The sequence below is a fragment of the Erwinia sp. HR93 genome, assembly GCF_034555055.1.
GTDB lineage: Bacteria > Pseudomonadota > Gammaproteobacteria > Enterobacterales > Enterobacteriaceae > Apirhabdus > Apirhabdus apintestini.
Window position 1 is genome coordinate 1,416,590 of sequence record NZ_JAXUDP010000001.1, and the last position, 13,483, is coordinate 1,430,072.

Annotated in this window: 14 protein-coding genes, 3 tRNA genes and 2 pseudogenes; 12 read left to right on the forward strand and 7 right to left on the reverse strand. The window is 53.4% G+C overall.

The genetic code is table 11. From position 1 onward, the window contains the following. Window positions 1-503: 503 nt before the first annotated feature. Window positions 504-704: pseudogene (locus SFA31_RS19060) on the forward strand (helix-turn-helix domain-containing protein); the annotation flags it as partial. Between the two features lie 889 nt (window positions 705-1,593). After that, complete coding sequence (locus tag SFA31_RS06585) at window positions 1,594-2,862, forward strand: MFS transporter (RefSeq protein WP_322837261.1); 1,269 nt, start codon at window positions 1,594-1,596, stop codon at window positions 2,860-2,862. Here the strand turns inward: SFA31_RS06585 and SFA31_RS06590 are convergent. The 3 genes and pseudogenes from SFA31_RS06590 to fhuF form a co-directional block, all read right to left on the reverse strand. After that, complete coding sequence (locus SFA31_RS06590) at window positions 2,856-3,314, reverse strand: YbaK/EbsC family protein (protein ID WP_322837262.1); 459 nt, start codon at window positions 3,312-3,314, stop codon at window positions 2,856-2,858. The two genes, SFA31_RS06585 and SFA31_RS06590, sit on opposite strands and share 7 nt — an antisense overlap. A 118-nt stretch (window positions 3,315-3,432) precedes the next feature. After that, window positions 3,433-3,504 carry a (2Fe-2S)-binding protein gene (locus tag SFA31_RS19065; RefSeq protein WP_416208348.1) on the reverse strand — a complete coding sequence of 24 codons (72 nt, stop codon included), beginning with the start codon at window positions 3,502-3,504 and terminating at the stop codon, window positions 3,433-3,435. Continuing rightward, window positions 3,496-4,230, reverse strand: a pseudogene (fhuF, locus tag SFA31_RS06595) (siderophore-iron reductase FhuF); the annotation flags it as partial. The gene SFA31_RS19065 and the pseudogene fhuF, both read right to left, overlap by 9 nt. Window positions 4,231-4,396: 166 nt before the next feature. Here fhuF and SFA31_RS06600 point away from each other — a divergent pair. After that, window positions 4,397-4,636 carry a DUF1435 family protein gene (locus tag SFA31_RS06600; RefSeq protein WP_322837263.1) on the forward strand — a complete coding sequence of 80 codons (240 nt, stop codon included), beginning with the start codon at window positions 4,397-4,399 and terminating at the stop codon, window positions 4,634-4,636. 71 nt (window positions 4,637-4,707) lie between these two features. Here SFA31_RS06600 and SFA31_RS06605 read toward each other — a convergent pair. The 3 genes from SFA31_RS06605 to SFA31_RS06615 form a co-directional block, all read right to left on the reverse strand. Continuing rightward, window positions 4,708-4,794: transfer RNA gene (locus tag SFA31_RS06605), tRNA-Leu, on the reverse strand. Window positions 4,795-4,838: 44 nt separating this feature from the next. After that, window positions 4,839-4,925 (reverse strand) — tRNA-Leu (locus SFA31_RS06610). Between the two features lie 32 nt (window positions 4,926-4,957). After that, window positions 4,958-5,044: transfer RNA gene (locus SFA31_RS06615), tRNA-Leu, on the reverse strand. A 94-nt stretch (window positions 5,045-5,138) separates the two neighbouring features. Here SFA31_RS06615 and SFA31_RS06620 point away from each other — a divergent pair. Next, the gene (locus SFA31_RS06620) at window positions 5,139-5,264 is read left to right on the forward strand and encodes a hypothetical protein (RefSeq protein ID WP_322837264.1); all 126 of its coding nucleotides are present in this window, start codon (window positions 5,139-5,141) and stop codon (window positions 5,262-5,264) included. A 42-nt stretch (window positions 5,265-5,306) separates the two neighbouring features. On the opposite strand, the gene rsmC is transcribed toward SFA31_RS06620, so the two are convergent. Next, the gene (rsmC, locus tag SFA31_RS06625; RefSeq protein WP_322837265.1) at window positions 5,307-6,335 is read right to left on the reverse strand and encodes a 16S rRNA (guanine(1207)-N(2))-methyltransferase RsmC; all 1,029 of its coding nucleotides are present in this window, start codon (window positions 6,333-6,335) and stop codon (window positions 5,307-5,309) included. A 155-nt stretch (window positions 6,336-6,490) separates the two neighbouring features. Between rsmC and SFA31_RS06630 the strand changes: the two genes are divergently transcribed. From SFA31_RS06630 to SFA31_RS06665, 8 genes are all read left to right on the forward strand, one after another. Beyond that, a complete protein-coding gene (locus SFA31_RS06630; RefSeq protein ID WP_322837266.1) occupies window positions 6,491-6,895 on the forward strand; it encodes a DNA polymerase III subunit psi in 405 nt (134 codons plus the stop codon). Beyond that, window positions 6,873-7,316 carry a ribosomal protein S18-alanine N-acetyltransferase gene (gene rimI / locus SFA31_RS06635; protein WP_322839316.1) on the forward strand — a complete coding sequence of 148 codons (444 nt, stop codon included), beginning with the start codon at window positions 6,873-6,875 and terminating at the stop codon, window positions 7,314-7,316. The genes SFA31_RS06630 and rimI overlap by 23 nt, the downstream gene beginning before the upstream one ends. A 92-nt stretch (window positions 7,317-7,408) precedes the next feature. Beyond that, window positions 7,409-8,086 (forward strand): pyrimidine 5'-nucleotidase, encoded by a 678-nt coding sequence (gene yjjG, locus SFA31_RS06640; RefSeq protein ID WP_322837267.1) that lies wholly within the window; start codon window positions 7,409-7,411, stop codon window positions 8,084-8,086. Window positions 8,087-8,190: 104 nt separating this feature from the next. After that, window positions 8,191-9,780, forward strand: a complete 1,590-nt coding sequence (gene prfC / locus SFA31_RS06645) for a peptide chain release factor 3 (protein ID WP_322837268.1) — start codon at window positions 8,191-8,193, stop codon at window positions 9,778-9,780. A 373-nt stretch (window positions 9,781-10,153) separates the two neighbouring features. Continuing rightward, window positions 10,154-10,768, forward strand: coding sequence for a molecular chaperone OsmY (gene osmY, locus SFA31_RS06650; protein WP_322837269.1), 615 nt, complete (start codon window positions 10,154-10,156; stop codon window positions 10,766-10,768). 145 nt (window positions 10,769-10,913) lie between these two features. After that, a complete protein-coding gene (locus SFA31_RS06655) occupies window positions 10,914-11,075 on the forward strand; it encodes a DUF1328 family protein (RefSeq protein WP_322837270.1) in 162 nt (53 codons plus the stop codon). A 243-nt stretch (window positions 11,076-11,318) separates the two neighbouring features. Further along, a complete protein-coding gene (locus SFA31_RS06660) occupies window positions 11,319-12,431 on the forward strand; it encodes a patatin family protein (protein ID WP_322837271.1) in 1,113 nt (370 codons plus the stop codon). An 11-nt stretch (window positions 12,432-12,442) separates the two neighbouring features. Further along, window positions 12,443-13,210 (forward strand): TatD family hydrolase, encoded by a 768-nt coding sequence (locus tag SFA31_RS06665; protein WP_416208324.1) that lies wholly within the window; start codon window positions 12,443-12,445, stop codon window positions 13,208-13,210. Window positions 13,211-13,483: the final 273 nt, after the last annotated feature.

The window sequence follows — 13,483 nt, forward strand, 5'->3', positions numbered from 1 at the left end:
TAAAGATATAGCCATTTGTAATTAAGGATAAATAAAATCTTATTTAGAATAAGACAGGAGACAGGATGCAACAAGGACGTCATCAAAAGGCGATTATTTTTAGCCATTACCCCGCAATGGTTGCGGGACTGGAGCTGTGCGCGCATGCTCTGGAACCCCAGATGATGGTGCTGCCAGTCCGTGGTTATGAATCGTTTACCCCTCTTTTATTACAGCAAGTCACGTTGGCTATTATTGATTTAACCGGTAGCGCGGAGGACGTTGAGCGAGATTTGCGGCTATTACAGCCATTTTATGGATTATCTCAGCATATTAATTGGGTCTTCCTGATTCCTGAGTTTGCGCGTTTCACCGCGCTACAGGTATTACTGCGTTCAGATAGCGTGCTGTTGCCTAATACTGCAACGCTGGATGAGATTAAGCAGAATATTCTGCACTGGGAGGGCGGAACCAGCCATTTAGGCGGTGCGCAAACGGCTGTGACCGAAGCCCCGGCAGCGCTGGTGCTTACGCTTTCAGAACGCCAGGTATTGCGCCTAATGGCTAAAGGCTGGAGCATCAACCAAATATCAGGATTGCTTAAAAAGAGCAATAAAACGGTAAGTGCTCAGAAAAATAGCGCGATGCGACGCCTGGCGTTACGCAGTAATGCAGAGATGTATGCCTGGATTAACAGCCCGTGCGGCATGCGTGAACTTAATCTGTAATGGAAGCAGTATTTTTCCGTATCAGGCTGCGGCGGCAATATTGGGATGCGCTATTCGAATCGAGCGCATCCAGCCAATGCTATTTGGGCTGCATATTTTGAGTCAAGAACCCTGCTTTTTATGTCAGCGCAAAACGCTGTTTTTGCGGCAAGTAAGGAGCGTGCTCGTTTAAAAGATAACGTTATCATTCGAGTGAATGATGCGTGGTAACCCGTGTGTAAAGCCTCTGAGGTTAATATTATTGGTATTTGTGTGGCGAGCCGCTATTTTCCTGCCGACCTGCCGACCTGCCGACCTGCCGACCTGCCGACCTGCCGACCTGCCGACCTGCCGACCTGCCGACCTGCCGACCTGCCGACCTGCCGACCTGCCGACCTGCCGACCTGCCGACCTGCCGACCTGCCGACCTGCCGACCTGCCAAACTGCCAAACTGCCAAACTGCCAAACTGCCAAACTGCCAAACTGCCAAACTGCCAAACTGCCAAACTGCCGGTGTACGCGTGATATTTACAACGAGTTATATCGGGGCCGTTTTGAGTATGAATGCGAAACGATGGCATGCCTTCACCATATGGAAATAACCACAAAATCACGTGGGAAATATTTAGCAAGATATTATTGCACTATGAAACGTCATGGCGGAATCCCCGCGCAGTAAACTTTGATATAAACATATAATTAACATTGAATAAACAATGTGATGCACTTCAGGCGGTATATTGATGGCGGGGAAACGCAGCATGCGTGAGAGAGAATGCCTGCTGCTATGTCTTTTTGGTGAATTTACTGCAAATCAAGGGATATCACCTGAAGATAGCTATTTCCACTCGCCTGAGAGCAGGTTCCTTAGCGCATATTACGAACTTAAAGGACAGGAAGGCGCTTATGTTTACTCCATTTAGCTGGACGCCGGCGCAGCGTCACGTTGCGATGGCATGCTTTTCGGCATGGACACTGGATGCGTTTGATTTTTTTATTTTAGTGTTTGTATTAAGCGATCTCGCCGCCTACTTTCATGATTCCGTTTCCAGCGTCTCACTCGCGATTATGCTGACGCTGGCGGTCCGTCCGATTGGCGCGTTAATTTTTGGGCGCCTGGCTGAGAAATTTGGCCGTAAACCCATTTTAATGCTCAATATCACCTGCTTTTCTATTTTTGAGCTTTTGTCCGCCTGGTCGCCCAGCTTTGAGGCGTTTTTACTGTTTCGCGTCGTGTATGGCGTAGCGATGGGGGGGATTTGGGGAGTGGCGTCTTCGCTGGCGATGGAAACCATACCCGATCGCTCTCGCGGGTTGATGTCGGGTATTTTCCAGGCGGGTTATCCCTGCGGGTATTTGCTGGCCTCGGTCGTATTTGGGCTGTGTTACGCCTGGGTGGGCTGGCGCGGAATGTTTTTGATAGGCGCGCTGCCTATTATCCTGTTGCCCTATATCGCCTACAAAGTACCTGAATCTCCGGTGTGGCTGGCGGCTCGCGCGAGCAAGGAAAATGCGGCGCTGTGGCCCAGCGTGCGTGATAACTGGAAACTTTGTTTGTATCTGGTGCTTATCATGGCCTGTTTTAATTTCTTCAGTCACGGCACTCAGGATCTCTATCCCACTTTCCTGAAGGTGCAGCATGGCTTTGCGCCCCATGTGGTTAGTACTATTGCGATTTTCTATAACATCGCCGCGATGCTGGGAGGGATTTTTTTTGGCGCGCTTTCGGAGCGTATCGGTCGTAAAAAAGCGATGATGATCGCTGCGTTTTTGGCGCTGCCGGTATTGCCGCTGTGGGCTTTCTCCTCTGGCTCGCTCGCCATTGGTATTGGCGCGTTTTTCATGCAGTTTATGGTACAGGGAGCCTGGGGGGTAGTGCCCACCTGGCTCAATGAACTGGTGCCTGCGAAGGTGCGCGCCGTGTTACCCGGGTTTGTTTACCAACTCGGTAATCTTATCGCTTCGGTAAATGCTATGTTGCAGTCAACTATTGCAGAGCGGCACGGAGGTAATTATGGGTTGGCCATGGCTATCGTTGCCGGGAGCGTCGCTATACTGATTTGCCTCTTTGTTGCTATCGGTAGAGAAACCCAGGGCACCGTTATTGCCGGTGATAAAAAGCGGCCGAACGCGTCACGCGCACCCGACGGCGCATCGCAAACTTCCGATCACTGACATACATCTATCCACGTAGCGGCGGTGAGGTCGGCCATACGCTCAGGGGAGATCCGCACGGCGCTATACGTGGCGCCTGCTGCCGGTAGTACCTCACTATAGCGTTTGAGTGAAATATCACAATACACCTTCAGCGGATTTTCCAGCCCAAACGGGCAAACGCCGCCAACGGGGTGGCCTGTCCAATTCACAACTTCATCGCTGCTCAGCATGCGCGCCTTAGCGCCAAACGCGGTTTTAAGTTTTTTATTATCAAGGCGCGCATCCCCGCTGGCGACTACCAGCACCACGGCATTTTTTATCTTTAATGAGAGGGTTTTGGCTATTTGTCCCGGCTCAACGCCGTGGGCTTCGGCTGCAAGCGGGACCGTTGCGGTGCTTTGGTCCAGTTCGATAATGTCAATATCAGGGGCATGGTCGGCGAAAAATTGCCGTACAGATTGCAGACTCATGAGTTTCTCCAAATTCGGGCAGGCAATAATCTGTCATAACGCGGCGTCTTCGTAAACTGCCGGAATGCCCTGCGACAGGAGGAATCAGGATTGATGAATAAAAAAACGTCGGCCGTCGCTATTTAAGCGTGCAGTCACCGCACTGCTGTACGCCCGGCAGGCGATTTCGCTGGCAGCAGGTTCTGCGCATCAGCAAACCGTTGCGTGGGATAACGCTGCGAAACAGCGGATTATCGGTGCTATCGCTGAAGTGCGGTTCCAAAAAAAGTGCGTGGCGCAGCGCCTGCCACGCCTCATCGCCTAACTGTGGGCGTAGTTCGCCCAGAAACTAGTGCATCAAATAACCGGTATTACTCCAGATTAACCTGGCGTGGGCGCGTTCTGTGCCTGCCGTCAGCGCATTGATGACCGGGGCAATTCCAGTTTGACACAGAAGCTCCAGGCGCTGGCGGGCGGGTTGCTCGCTCAAATTCGGATGGGTATAAACGCTGATAAAAAAACGGGCGGCGCGCCCGGTTGCGTGAAACTCTACGCGCGTGTATTCAGGCGCAATATGCAGCGCGGCAGGCTGAGTTAATAGCGCCTGCATAAGAGGGGGGACTAATAGGCCGAGATACCACTGCGCCCACAGTGAGATTAACGGTTTTTCCAGCCGCGCTGCTCCTGGCTGCTGGCGATAGATATGCTGCTGCCAGAGATCAAGCAGCGCGGCAAGTCTGGCAGGCTGCGTCCAGGCCGAGAAAGGCAGCGCTGCTTCAGCGTTGGGGCCGGCGTCATCCAGTAAAACTGCGTCATTAAACCAGGGGCGCGATTGGCTAAAATCATGGCGAATTTTACACGCGAGAGCCGCATCATGGGCAAAATCGGCGTCTGTAAAATTGTCTGGATGAAAAGTAATCCCTGGAAAAAATGGCATGGACTGATAACCGATAATCTAAATGAGAATAATTAGTAATATTATCTTTTGGGTGATTTGAAAACAAGCGTCGGTCCGGGCCTTGTAAAGACGAATGAATTTATTTTAATAAATGATAATCATTATCATATAATGCTGCTCGTTCTCATGACAAGTGAGGGGCAATATGCGCTTAACGTACTTGAAGACAGGCTGGGGCGCGCTGATGTGCTACGGGCTGATAGTCAGTTTTATCATGCTGGATGTTTCTCTTGATGTGTGGCGAGGGGCAACGGCGGTGGCACTGCTGACAACGGCGGCCATGATGTACCATCCGCGATTGCGGGCTTATTTGCTACTTGCTTCCTGCGGCGTGCTGGCAGGCGCTACGGCTGTGATAATGAAAAATATCGGGGCAAATTTTTGATGCTGGACTTAGCGGAGAGTGACAAAAGAAAGGCTTTCGAAGAGATATGGCAACGGCATAAGTAAGTAAATTGGTGCGAGGGGGGGGACTTGAACCCCCACGTCCGAAAGGACACTAACACCTGAAGCTAGCGCGTCTACCAATTCCGCCACCTTCGCCCAGTCTTCTTACTGTTTACAGCCGTTATCGTGTGCGTTTGTAGTGGTGCGAGGGGGGGGACTTGAACCCCCACGTCCGTAAGGACACTAACACCTGAAGCTAGCGCGTCTACCAATTCCGCCACCTTCGCAGGGTACTACAAACATAATGCTACATGGTTATTGGTGCGAGGGGGGGGACTTGAACCCCCACGTCCGAAAGGACACTAACACCTGAAGCTAGCGCGTCTACCAATTCCGCCACCTTCGCATACCGTTGATACCCGTAAGTATCGCAACCACGGGGGCGAATTCTAGATGTTTTCTGGGGGACGTCAATACTTAATTTAGCGGCGTTTCACTAAATGATGGAAAAAGAGGCGCCGTTCGGCACCACATCAGATTGTATTCTTACCCTGCGCGATAAACGTTGCCACCCGCGCCGTGCTTTACTTTGCGTCAGCTATGCGGGCGTGGCGCTACCGCAGTAAGCGCCACTTTTTGCGCCGGGAAACGCGTTTCCTTCAGATGCCCTAACGCCGTCCGCTGCGCTGATGCACGGCGCGATAAACCTTAAATCGCCCGGTTTGCGCTATCGTTTCATGTGAGCCGAATATTTCATCCAGAAGCTGGGGATACGGCAGGAAGGCATTAGCGACGATGCGCAGTTCACCGCCAATATTTAAATGACGCGTGGCGCCGCAAATCAGATCGCGCGTAGCATCAAGACTGGTATCTCGCCCTTCGTGGAACGGTGGGTTAGAGATAATCATATCGAAGCGGCCTGCCACATCGGAGTAGACATTACTCGCGATAACCTCGCCTTCAATACCGTTGGCGATAAGCGTCGCCCGGCTGGCTTCCAGCGCGGGTGCGGAAACGTCACACAGCGTCAAACGTACTTTCGGTGAGTGGCTGGCAAGCGCCGTAGCCAGCACCCCAGCGCCGCAGCCGACATCCAGTACTTTTCCTTTGGTATGAGGAGACAGCGTAGAGAGCAGCAATTGGCTTCCGCTATCCAGACCGTCGCGGCTGAACACGCCGGGCAGCGTTTTCACCGTTAGATCGCCGACCTGATAGGTTTTTAAGGCGTCTTGCGGGTGGAATTGCGGGCTGGTTTCCAGTTGACTGTGCCAAAGCGTACAGCGGCGGGCGCTATCTATTTTAGTAAGCGGCGCGTAGAGAGCGAGCATTTGTTCCGCGCTACGCACGCCGCTGCGATTCTCCCCGACGATGAAAATATCGGTGCCGACAGGTAGCAAGGACAGCAGGTTTGTAAGCTGAAACAGCGCCTCAGGTTTATTTTTCGGCCAGTAATATACCAGCGTATCGCAGCCGGTGATGCAGTCTGCATCGGCGAGGAAACTGAATTGCGCGCGCGCGCCGAGCGCTGCGCTCAGACGCTGCCAGTGGTGATATTGCTGCGTCCAGACGCGGCTTTCCGCCGTTTCAAGCTGGGCCGGAAGGTTATCCTGTAAATCGCCGGCGAACAGAATGCGGCAACGTTCAAAGTCGTCAGAGTGACGCAGCAAAACCTCGCTTGCCGGGGTCCAGACAGACATAATTTACTCCTCATCAGATGCAGGCGGCGATTATATACCAGGTTCAACGCGCCGGGGGATTTCCGACGCAGGTGCGAGTGCGATGGCGGTTATTGGCGCGCGTTTCCCTAATTTGCTATATTTGCGCCCTTCTGGTGACTGAAACAGGTTTCGCTATGACTTCCCGACGTGACTGGCAGCTACAGCAACTGGGAATTACCCAATGGGCGCTGCGTCGCCCGGCGGCGCTAAAGGGCGAAATCGCGTTGACCCTCCCTGAACATATTCGCCTGACCATTGTGACGGATACCCCAGCGGCGCTGGACGAGCCTTTTTTGCAGGATGTCCTTAGAGCGCTGCGAGTTGCTGAGCATGAGGTCTTTTCACTGACGCCCGATCGGGTTGCGATGCTGCCTGCGGGCAGCCACTGCAACAGTTGGTATCTGGGCGTGCAGCCCGGTGCGGCGCTATCGGGAGCGCAGCTACATTCTCCAGGGCTGCCCGAACTACTCAATAGCGCAGAGGCCCGAAGCGCCCTCTGGCGCCAAATTTGTGAACATGAACAGGATTTCTTCTCTTAATAACGACGGGCTGGTGGATGCGTTAGCCATTGAGCGGCGCAGTCACGCATTTCCCTGGAGTGAGGCAACGCTTGCGAGCAATCAGGGAGAACGCTATCTGAATCTGCGGCTGGACGTTGATGATGAAATGGCGGCATTTGCGATTACACAAATTGTTCTGGATGAAGCGAGCCTGTTTAATATCGCCGTCGATCCGCGCTATCAGCGGCAGGGGCTTGGCCGGGAATTATTGACGCACTTGATTGGCGAACTGGAAAGCCGCGACATCCTGACGTTATGGCTGGAGGTTCGCGCATCGAATACGCCCGCGATTGCGCTGTACGAAGACCTCGGCTTTAACGAAGTTACCGTGCGCCAGCGCTACTATCCAACGGCCACCGGGCACGAAGACGCGATAGTCATGGCGCTGCCTCTGGGCTAAACCGCGGCGGCTTGCTCTTTTATCGCCGGCGCCTGACGCCATTATTGCGAGCGAAGAGCCAGCGCTAAAATCAACCGATAGAAGGTGAAGCCATGAAGTGGGACTGGATACTTTTTGATGCGGACGAAACGCTGTTTACGTTTGATGCTTTCAGCGGGTTACAGCGTATGTTTCTGGATTATAGCGTCACCTTCACCGCGGAAGATTACCAAACTTATCAGGCGGTGAATAAACCGCTGTGGGTGGATTATCAAAACGGCATCATTACCGCACTACAGCTGCAGCATCAGCGTTTTCAGCGGTGGGCGGACCGTTTAAGCGTGCCCGCCGGCACGCTGAACGATGCATTTTTGAATGCGATGGCGGAGATTTGCACGCCGCTGCCGGGCGCAGAATCGCTGCTGCGTTTTCTGCGCGGGCGCGCGCGCCTTGGGATCATTACCAACGGGTTTACCGCGCTTCAGCAGCGGCGCCTGGCGCGCACCGGGCTGCAGGATTGCTTTGATTTATTGATAATTTCTGAGCAGGTCGGCGTTGCGAAGCCGGACAGGCGTATTTTTGACTATGCGCTGGCGCAAATGGGCAGCCCGGCGCGCGAGCGCGTGTTAATGGTCGGCGATACGCCTGAGTCCGATATTCTGGGCGGTATTAACGCCGGGCTTGATACCGTATGGCTTAATGCGCACGGGCGCGAAGCGCCGGCGGGTATTGTACCGCTGCATCAGGTGCGCTCGTTAAGCGAACTCGAACGCTGGCTGGCATTTTCCTGACAGCAAATTATGTTGGGGATTGACGTTTCGGAGGGTAAAATTGCCCCACTTTCGATAACACGCAGCGCGGCGCTCCGCCGCGCATTACAACAGAAGATGGAATTATGACGTTGTCTCCTTTTTTGCAGGAGGTGGCCAGGCGCCGCACTTTTGCCATTATTTCTCACCCGGACGCCGGTAAAACCACGATTACTGAAAAAGTGCTGCTGTTCGGACAGGCGATTCAAACGGCAGGGACGGTAAAAGGCCGCGGCTCCAGCCAGCATGCCAAATCTGACTGGATGGAAATGGAAAAGCAGCGCGGGATCTCGATTACTACCTCCGTGATGCAGTTCCCGTATCGCGACAGCCTGGTGAATCTTCTGGATACTCCGGGGCACGAAGACTTCTCGGAAGATACTTACCGTACGTTAACCGCCGTTGACTGCTGTCTAATGGTTATCGATGCCGCAAAAGGCGTAGAAGACAGAACGCGCAAACTGATGGAAGTTACCCGCCTGCGCGACACGCCGATTTTAACCTTCATGAATAAGCTGGATCGCGATATTCGCGACCCTATGGAACTACTGGATGAGGTGGAAAACGAGCTGAAAATCGGCTGTGCGCCCATCACCTGGCCTATCGGCTGCGGTAAGCTGTTTAAAGGGGTTTATCATTTATATAAAGATGAGACCTACCTTTATCAAAGTGGTCAGGGGCATACGATTCAGGAAGTGCGAATTGTTAAAGGGTTAAATAACCCGGATCTGGACGCCGCCGTCGGCGAGGAGCTGGCGGCGCAGCTTCGTGATGAGCTAGAGCTGGTACAGGGCGCCTCGAATGAATTTGATGAGGCGCTATTCCTGAGCGGCGAGCTTACGCCTGTCTTTTTTGGTACCGCGCTTGGCAACTTTGGCGTGGATCATATGCTGGACGGTCTTGTTTCCTGGGCGCCGACGCCGATGCCGCGTCAAACGGATACGCGCACGGTAGCATCCAGCGAAGAGAAATTTTCCGGCTTCGTGTTTAAAATTCAGGCGAACATGGATCCGAAACACCGCGACCGCGTGGCGTTTATGCGCGTGGTGTCCGGGAAATATGAAAAAGGCATGAAGCTGCGCCAGGTGCGTATCAATAAAGACGTCGTGATTTCCGACGCGCTGACCTTTATGGCAGGCGATCGTGCTCACGTAGAAGAAGCCTATCCGGGCGATATTATCGGTTTGCACAATCACGGTACTATCCAGATTGGCGACACGTTCACCCAGGGCGAAATGATGAAGTTCACCGGCATTCCAAACTTCGCTCCTGAACTGTTCCGACGCATTCGTCTGAAAGATCCCTTAAAGCAAAAGCAGTTGCTAAAAGGGCTGGTACAGCTTTCGGAAGAGGGGGCGGTTCAGGTATTCCGTCCTGTCTCCAATAACGATCTGATCGTCGGTGCGGTGGGCGTGCTGCAGTTCGACGTGGTGGTTACGCGTCTGAAAAGCGAATATAACGTTGAGGCGATTTATGAGTCGGTCAACGTAGCGACGGCGCGCTGGGTAGAGAGCGACGACGTGAAAAAATTCGAAGAGTTTAAGCGCAAGAATGAAACCCAACTGGCGCTGGACGGTGGCGATAATCTCACGTACATCGCGCCGACCATGGTGAACCTGAATCTGGCGCAGGAGCGCTATCCGGATGTTCGCTTCCGTAAAACGCGTGAACATTAATATCTCTTCTAAGAGGGCGCTGGCGCCAGCGCCCCTTTTTTCTCTTCTATATTAGTCTGTTACGGAACTTTCTTAAATACCCGCTATTTTTTCCTCATCGCGTAATTTTCGCGCACTTTCCCAGGTGTTTTTGTCATTACCGTCTATAGTTACCTCCATAGTGCTGCAAAGTGCTGGTTTGAAACACTATTTGAAACCTGTTTTGCAGCACTAAAATAGGATACTGGTTTCAATAGCTAAACCATTTTAGGGCACTGAGGCGATTGCCTCATTGGGGCGGTGTAAGCGTTAAGGCGACTGTCTTTGCGTAATCCCATCGCCCTAAAGGCAGTTGGCCCAATGACTGGTCATACTGACTGACAGGAATAAATCGATGAATACACGTAAGTTTTCAAAAACGCTGTTGGCCGTCGCTCTGGGCACTTCTCTGATGAGCGGTTCTGTTCTGGCGCAAGGCGAGTCTGCCAATTCGGGTCATTCTACGGCGGAAAGCGCGGGGCAAAAAGTCGATGGCTCTATGCATAAAGTCGGTAATTTCATGGACGACAGTGCCATCACGGCAAAAGTGAAGGCGGCTCTGGTAGACGATGATTCCATTAAAAGCACTGATATTTCTGTAAAAACTGAGCAAAAAGTGGTGACGCTAAGCGGATTTGTTGCCAGCCAGGCGCAGGCTGAAAAAGCGGTTACGCTGGCGAAAGGCGTAGAAGGCGTCTCTTCGGTGAGCGATAAACTGCACGTTAAGGACAGCAGTTCTCAGTCTATGAGCAACTATGCAGGCGATACTGCGACCACCAGTGAAGTAAAAGCCAAGCTGCTGGCGGATGACATAGTTCCTTCGCGCCACGTTAAAGTGACTACCACCGACGGCGTGGTTCAGCTTTCAGGCGAGGTTGAAAATCAGGCGCAATCAACGCGCGCTGAAAGTGTGGCCAAGGCCATTGATGGCGTTAAAAGCGTAAAAAACGATCTGCAGATTAAACCTTAAATCCTGACGCATCCGCCTTTGGCAGCCAGACCGTGGAGGCGGAATTCGCAGGTGTGAAGTATGGCAAGGTTTTGAGCTATATACTAAAAGAGCCGGTTCAGGCTAGTTTTATCCTGGGTATTTATCCTGAGTAAAGGAGAGTCTTATGTTTCGATGGGGCATTATTTTTCTGGTCGTGGCGCTTATTGCTGCAGCGTTAGGTTTTGGCGGACTGGCAGGAGCGGCTGCGGGCGCGGCGAAAGTGGTTTTCGTTGTCGGCGTGATCCTGTTCCTGGTAAGTCTGTTTATGGGCCGTAAACGTCCGTAGACAAATTTTTTAGCACTTAACAGCGCAACATTTACAGGCCAGCCGATGCATCGGCTGGCTTTTATTATTATAGTAAGCCACCTGTTTCATCAGGCGGCGGTGCGCCATGTCGCAATGGCACTGATATCAAAGCGTTCTGTGTACACAATACGCCTGTCACCACACAACCTGGTGAGATAAGAATGAATACTCTCATGCCCGAAGCTCCATTCCGGAGAGGGGCGTTGATACAGGAAGGCAGCGGTGGGCCAGAGAATTCCCGTTACGCTTGGTAACATTGCACCATTGGCGATCAAACCGTTTCAGCCCGGACGCATCGCGCTGGTATGCGAAGGGGGAGGGCAGCGTGGGATTTTCACCGCGGGCGTGCTGGATGAGTTTATGCAGGCGCGGTTCGATCCGTTTGATTTTTATCTCGGCACCTCGGCTGGCGCGCAGAATCTATCGGCATTTGTATGTCAGCAGCCCGGCTATGCGCGGCGCGTTATCATGCGCTATACCACCTCCCGCGAATTTTTTAATCCTCTGCGCTTTGTGCGCGGCGGTAATCTTATCGACCTGGACTGGCTGATTGAAACGACGTCGCGCAAAATGCCGCTGGCGATGGATAACGCACAGCGCCTGTTCGACCACGGTAAATCGTTTTTTATGTGCGCCTGCCGTAGCGATGATTACACGGCAGAGTATTTTGCTCCACGGCCCGATAGCTGGCTGAACCTGATTCGCGCTTCCAGCGCCATTCCCGGTTTTTACCGCACCGGCGTCATGATTGGCGACAAAAGCTATCAGGACGGTGGTATAAGCGACGCTATACCGGTGCGCGAGGCCGCGCGACTGGGAGCCACCACGCTCGTAGTTATCCGCACGGTGCCTTCTCAAATGTATTATACGCCCCAGTGGTTTAAACGGATGGAACGCTGGCTGGGAACCAGTAGTTTGCAGCCGCTTATCAACCTGGTACAGCATCATGAAGAAAGCTATTCCACAATTCAGCGCTTTATTGAAAAACCGCCGGGAGATTTACGCATATTTGAAATCTACCCGCCAAAACCGCTGAGCAGTATCGCCCTCGGCAGCCGCATGGCCGCTCTGCGCATGGATTACAATCTGGGGCGGCAGTGCGGGCGCTACTTCCTGGCGACCGTCGGGCAAAAGCTGACGAATAAGCCGCCGTTAAAACGCGTCGCCTCGCCGATCGTCGTGCCGGTTGCGGCAGTGAACGAGCCGCTGGCTGAGGTTGCCGCAGCGCCGGAAGCGCAAATAGTTGCGCCGCCGGTTCCTGTCGCGAACGACAGTGCGGCTCCGCCGCTGGTTGAGGCTAATGATCCCGCTTTTGGCAATGAGGACACCGCGTGATCCCCGGTTTTATGGATACGCACTGCCACTACGATTTTCCCCCCTTTGCGGAGAATGAAGCGCAGGGCCTGGCGCTGGCTGAACAGGCCGGCGTGCGGCGCATTCTGGTGCCCGCTACGGCGGCAATCTATTTTGCGCGCGTTATCGCGCTCGCGCAGCGCTGGCCTGCGCTCTTTGCCGCTCTTGGTCTGCATCCCATTGAGATTGAACACCACGATGATGAGGCGCTTGCGCAGCTTGACGCCTGTCTGGCACAGCGCTCGAACAAGCTGATCGCCGTGGGGGAGATTGGGCTGGATCTTTATATCGATAATCCGCGCTTTACGCGCCAGCAGGCTATCCTGGACGCGCAGCTAGGCCTCGCCAAACGCTATGATCTCCCGGTATTGCTGCATTCACGGCGCACGCACGATAAGCTGGCCTGGCACCTTAAACGCGCGGCGCTGCCGCGCACCGGCGTAGTTCACGGGTTTTCAGGCAGTTTGCAGCAGGCTGAGCGGTTTATCGGGTTAGGGTTTTATATCGGCGTCGGCGGTGTCATTACGTGGCCGCGCGCCCGGAAAACGCGCGACGTTATCGCCCGCCTGCCGCTGACGGCGCTGCTACTGGAAACCGACGCTCCCGATATGCCGCTTTGTGGCCGACAGGGGCAGCCTAACCGGCCAGAATACCTTGTTGAAATCTTTAATACCCTGTGTGAACTGCGGCCTGAAGCACCGGAGGCCATCGCGCAGGCGCTGTGGGAAAATAGCTGCCGGCTGTTCCACCTGCCCGCTTAGGCGCGCGCTTTTTTTACCGATCTTCTGGCTCGGCTTCTTATCGTGTCGTGCGAGTGCCGCTGCGCCGTCCAGGGTGTTATTAATCTGGCGCAGGCGAAATGTTACGATTCTAACATTTTGCCAATGAAAAGGCCTTATTGTGGGATAATCCCGTGATAACTCAGCGGGCTTTGTTAGAATGCCCGCAGGGAAATAGGTGAAACAACCGATATGTTTCTTTCCTTTGTGAGAAGGCCCGCAAAATAATGCCAGCTCACAATGTTACTATTTTAA

What these genes read in the sequence shown, in the direction of transcription:
- SFA31_RS06630 (WP_322837266.1), top strand. Translation starts at nt 6,491, where the DNA reads ATGACTTCCCGACGTGACTGGCAGCTACAGCAACTGGGAATTACCCAA.
- prfC (WP_322837268.1), top strand. Translation starts at nt 8,191, where the DNA reads ATGACGTTGTCTCCTTTTTTGCAGGAGGTGGCCAGGCGCCGCACTTTT.
- rsmC (WP_322837265.1), bottom strand. Translation starts at nt 6,335, where the DNA reads ATGTCTGTCTGGACCCCGGCAAGCGAGGTTTTGCTGCGTCACTCTGAC.
- osmY (WP_322837269.1), top strand. Translation starts at nt 10,154, where the DNA reads ATGAATACACGTAAGTTTTCAAAAACGCTGTTGGCCGTCGCTCTGGGC.
- rimI (WP_322839316.1), top strand. Translation starts at nt 6,873, where the DNA reads ATGAACAGGATTTCTTCTCTTAATAACGACGGGCTGGTGGATGCGTTA.
- SFA31_RS06590 (WP_322837262.1), bottom strand. Translation starts at nt 3,314, where the DNA reads ATGAGTCTGCAATCTGTACGGCAATTTTTCGCCGACCATGCCCCTGAT.
- SFA31_RS06600 (WP_322837263.1), top strand. Translation starts at nt 4,397, where the DNA reads ATGCGCTTAACGTACTTGAAGACAGGCTGGGGCGCGCTGATGTGCTAC.
- SFA31_RS06585 (WP_322837261.1), top strand. Translation starts at nt 1,594, where the DNA reads ATGTTTACTCCATTTAGCTGGACGCCGGCGCAGCGTCACGTTGCGATG.
- yjjG (WP_322837267.1), top strand. Translation starts at nt 7,409, where the DNA reads ATGAAGTGGGACTGGATACTTTTTGATGCGGACGAAACGCTGTTTACG.
- SFA31_RS06655 (WP_322837270.1), top strand. Translation starts at nt 10,914, where the DNA reads ATGTTTCGATGGGGCATTATTTTTCTGGTCGTGGCGCTTATTGCTGCA.
- SFA31_RS06665 (WP_416208324.1), top strand. Translation starts at nt 12,443, where the DNA reads ATGGATACGCACTGCCACTACGATTTTCCCCCCTTTGCGGAGAATGAA.
- SFA31_RS06620 (WP_322837264.1), top strand. Translation starts at nt 5,139, where the DNA reads ATGATGGAAAAAGAGGCGCCGTTCGGCACCACATCAGATTGTATTCTT.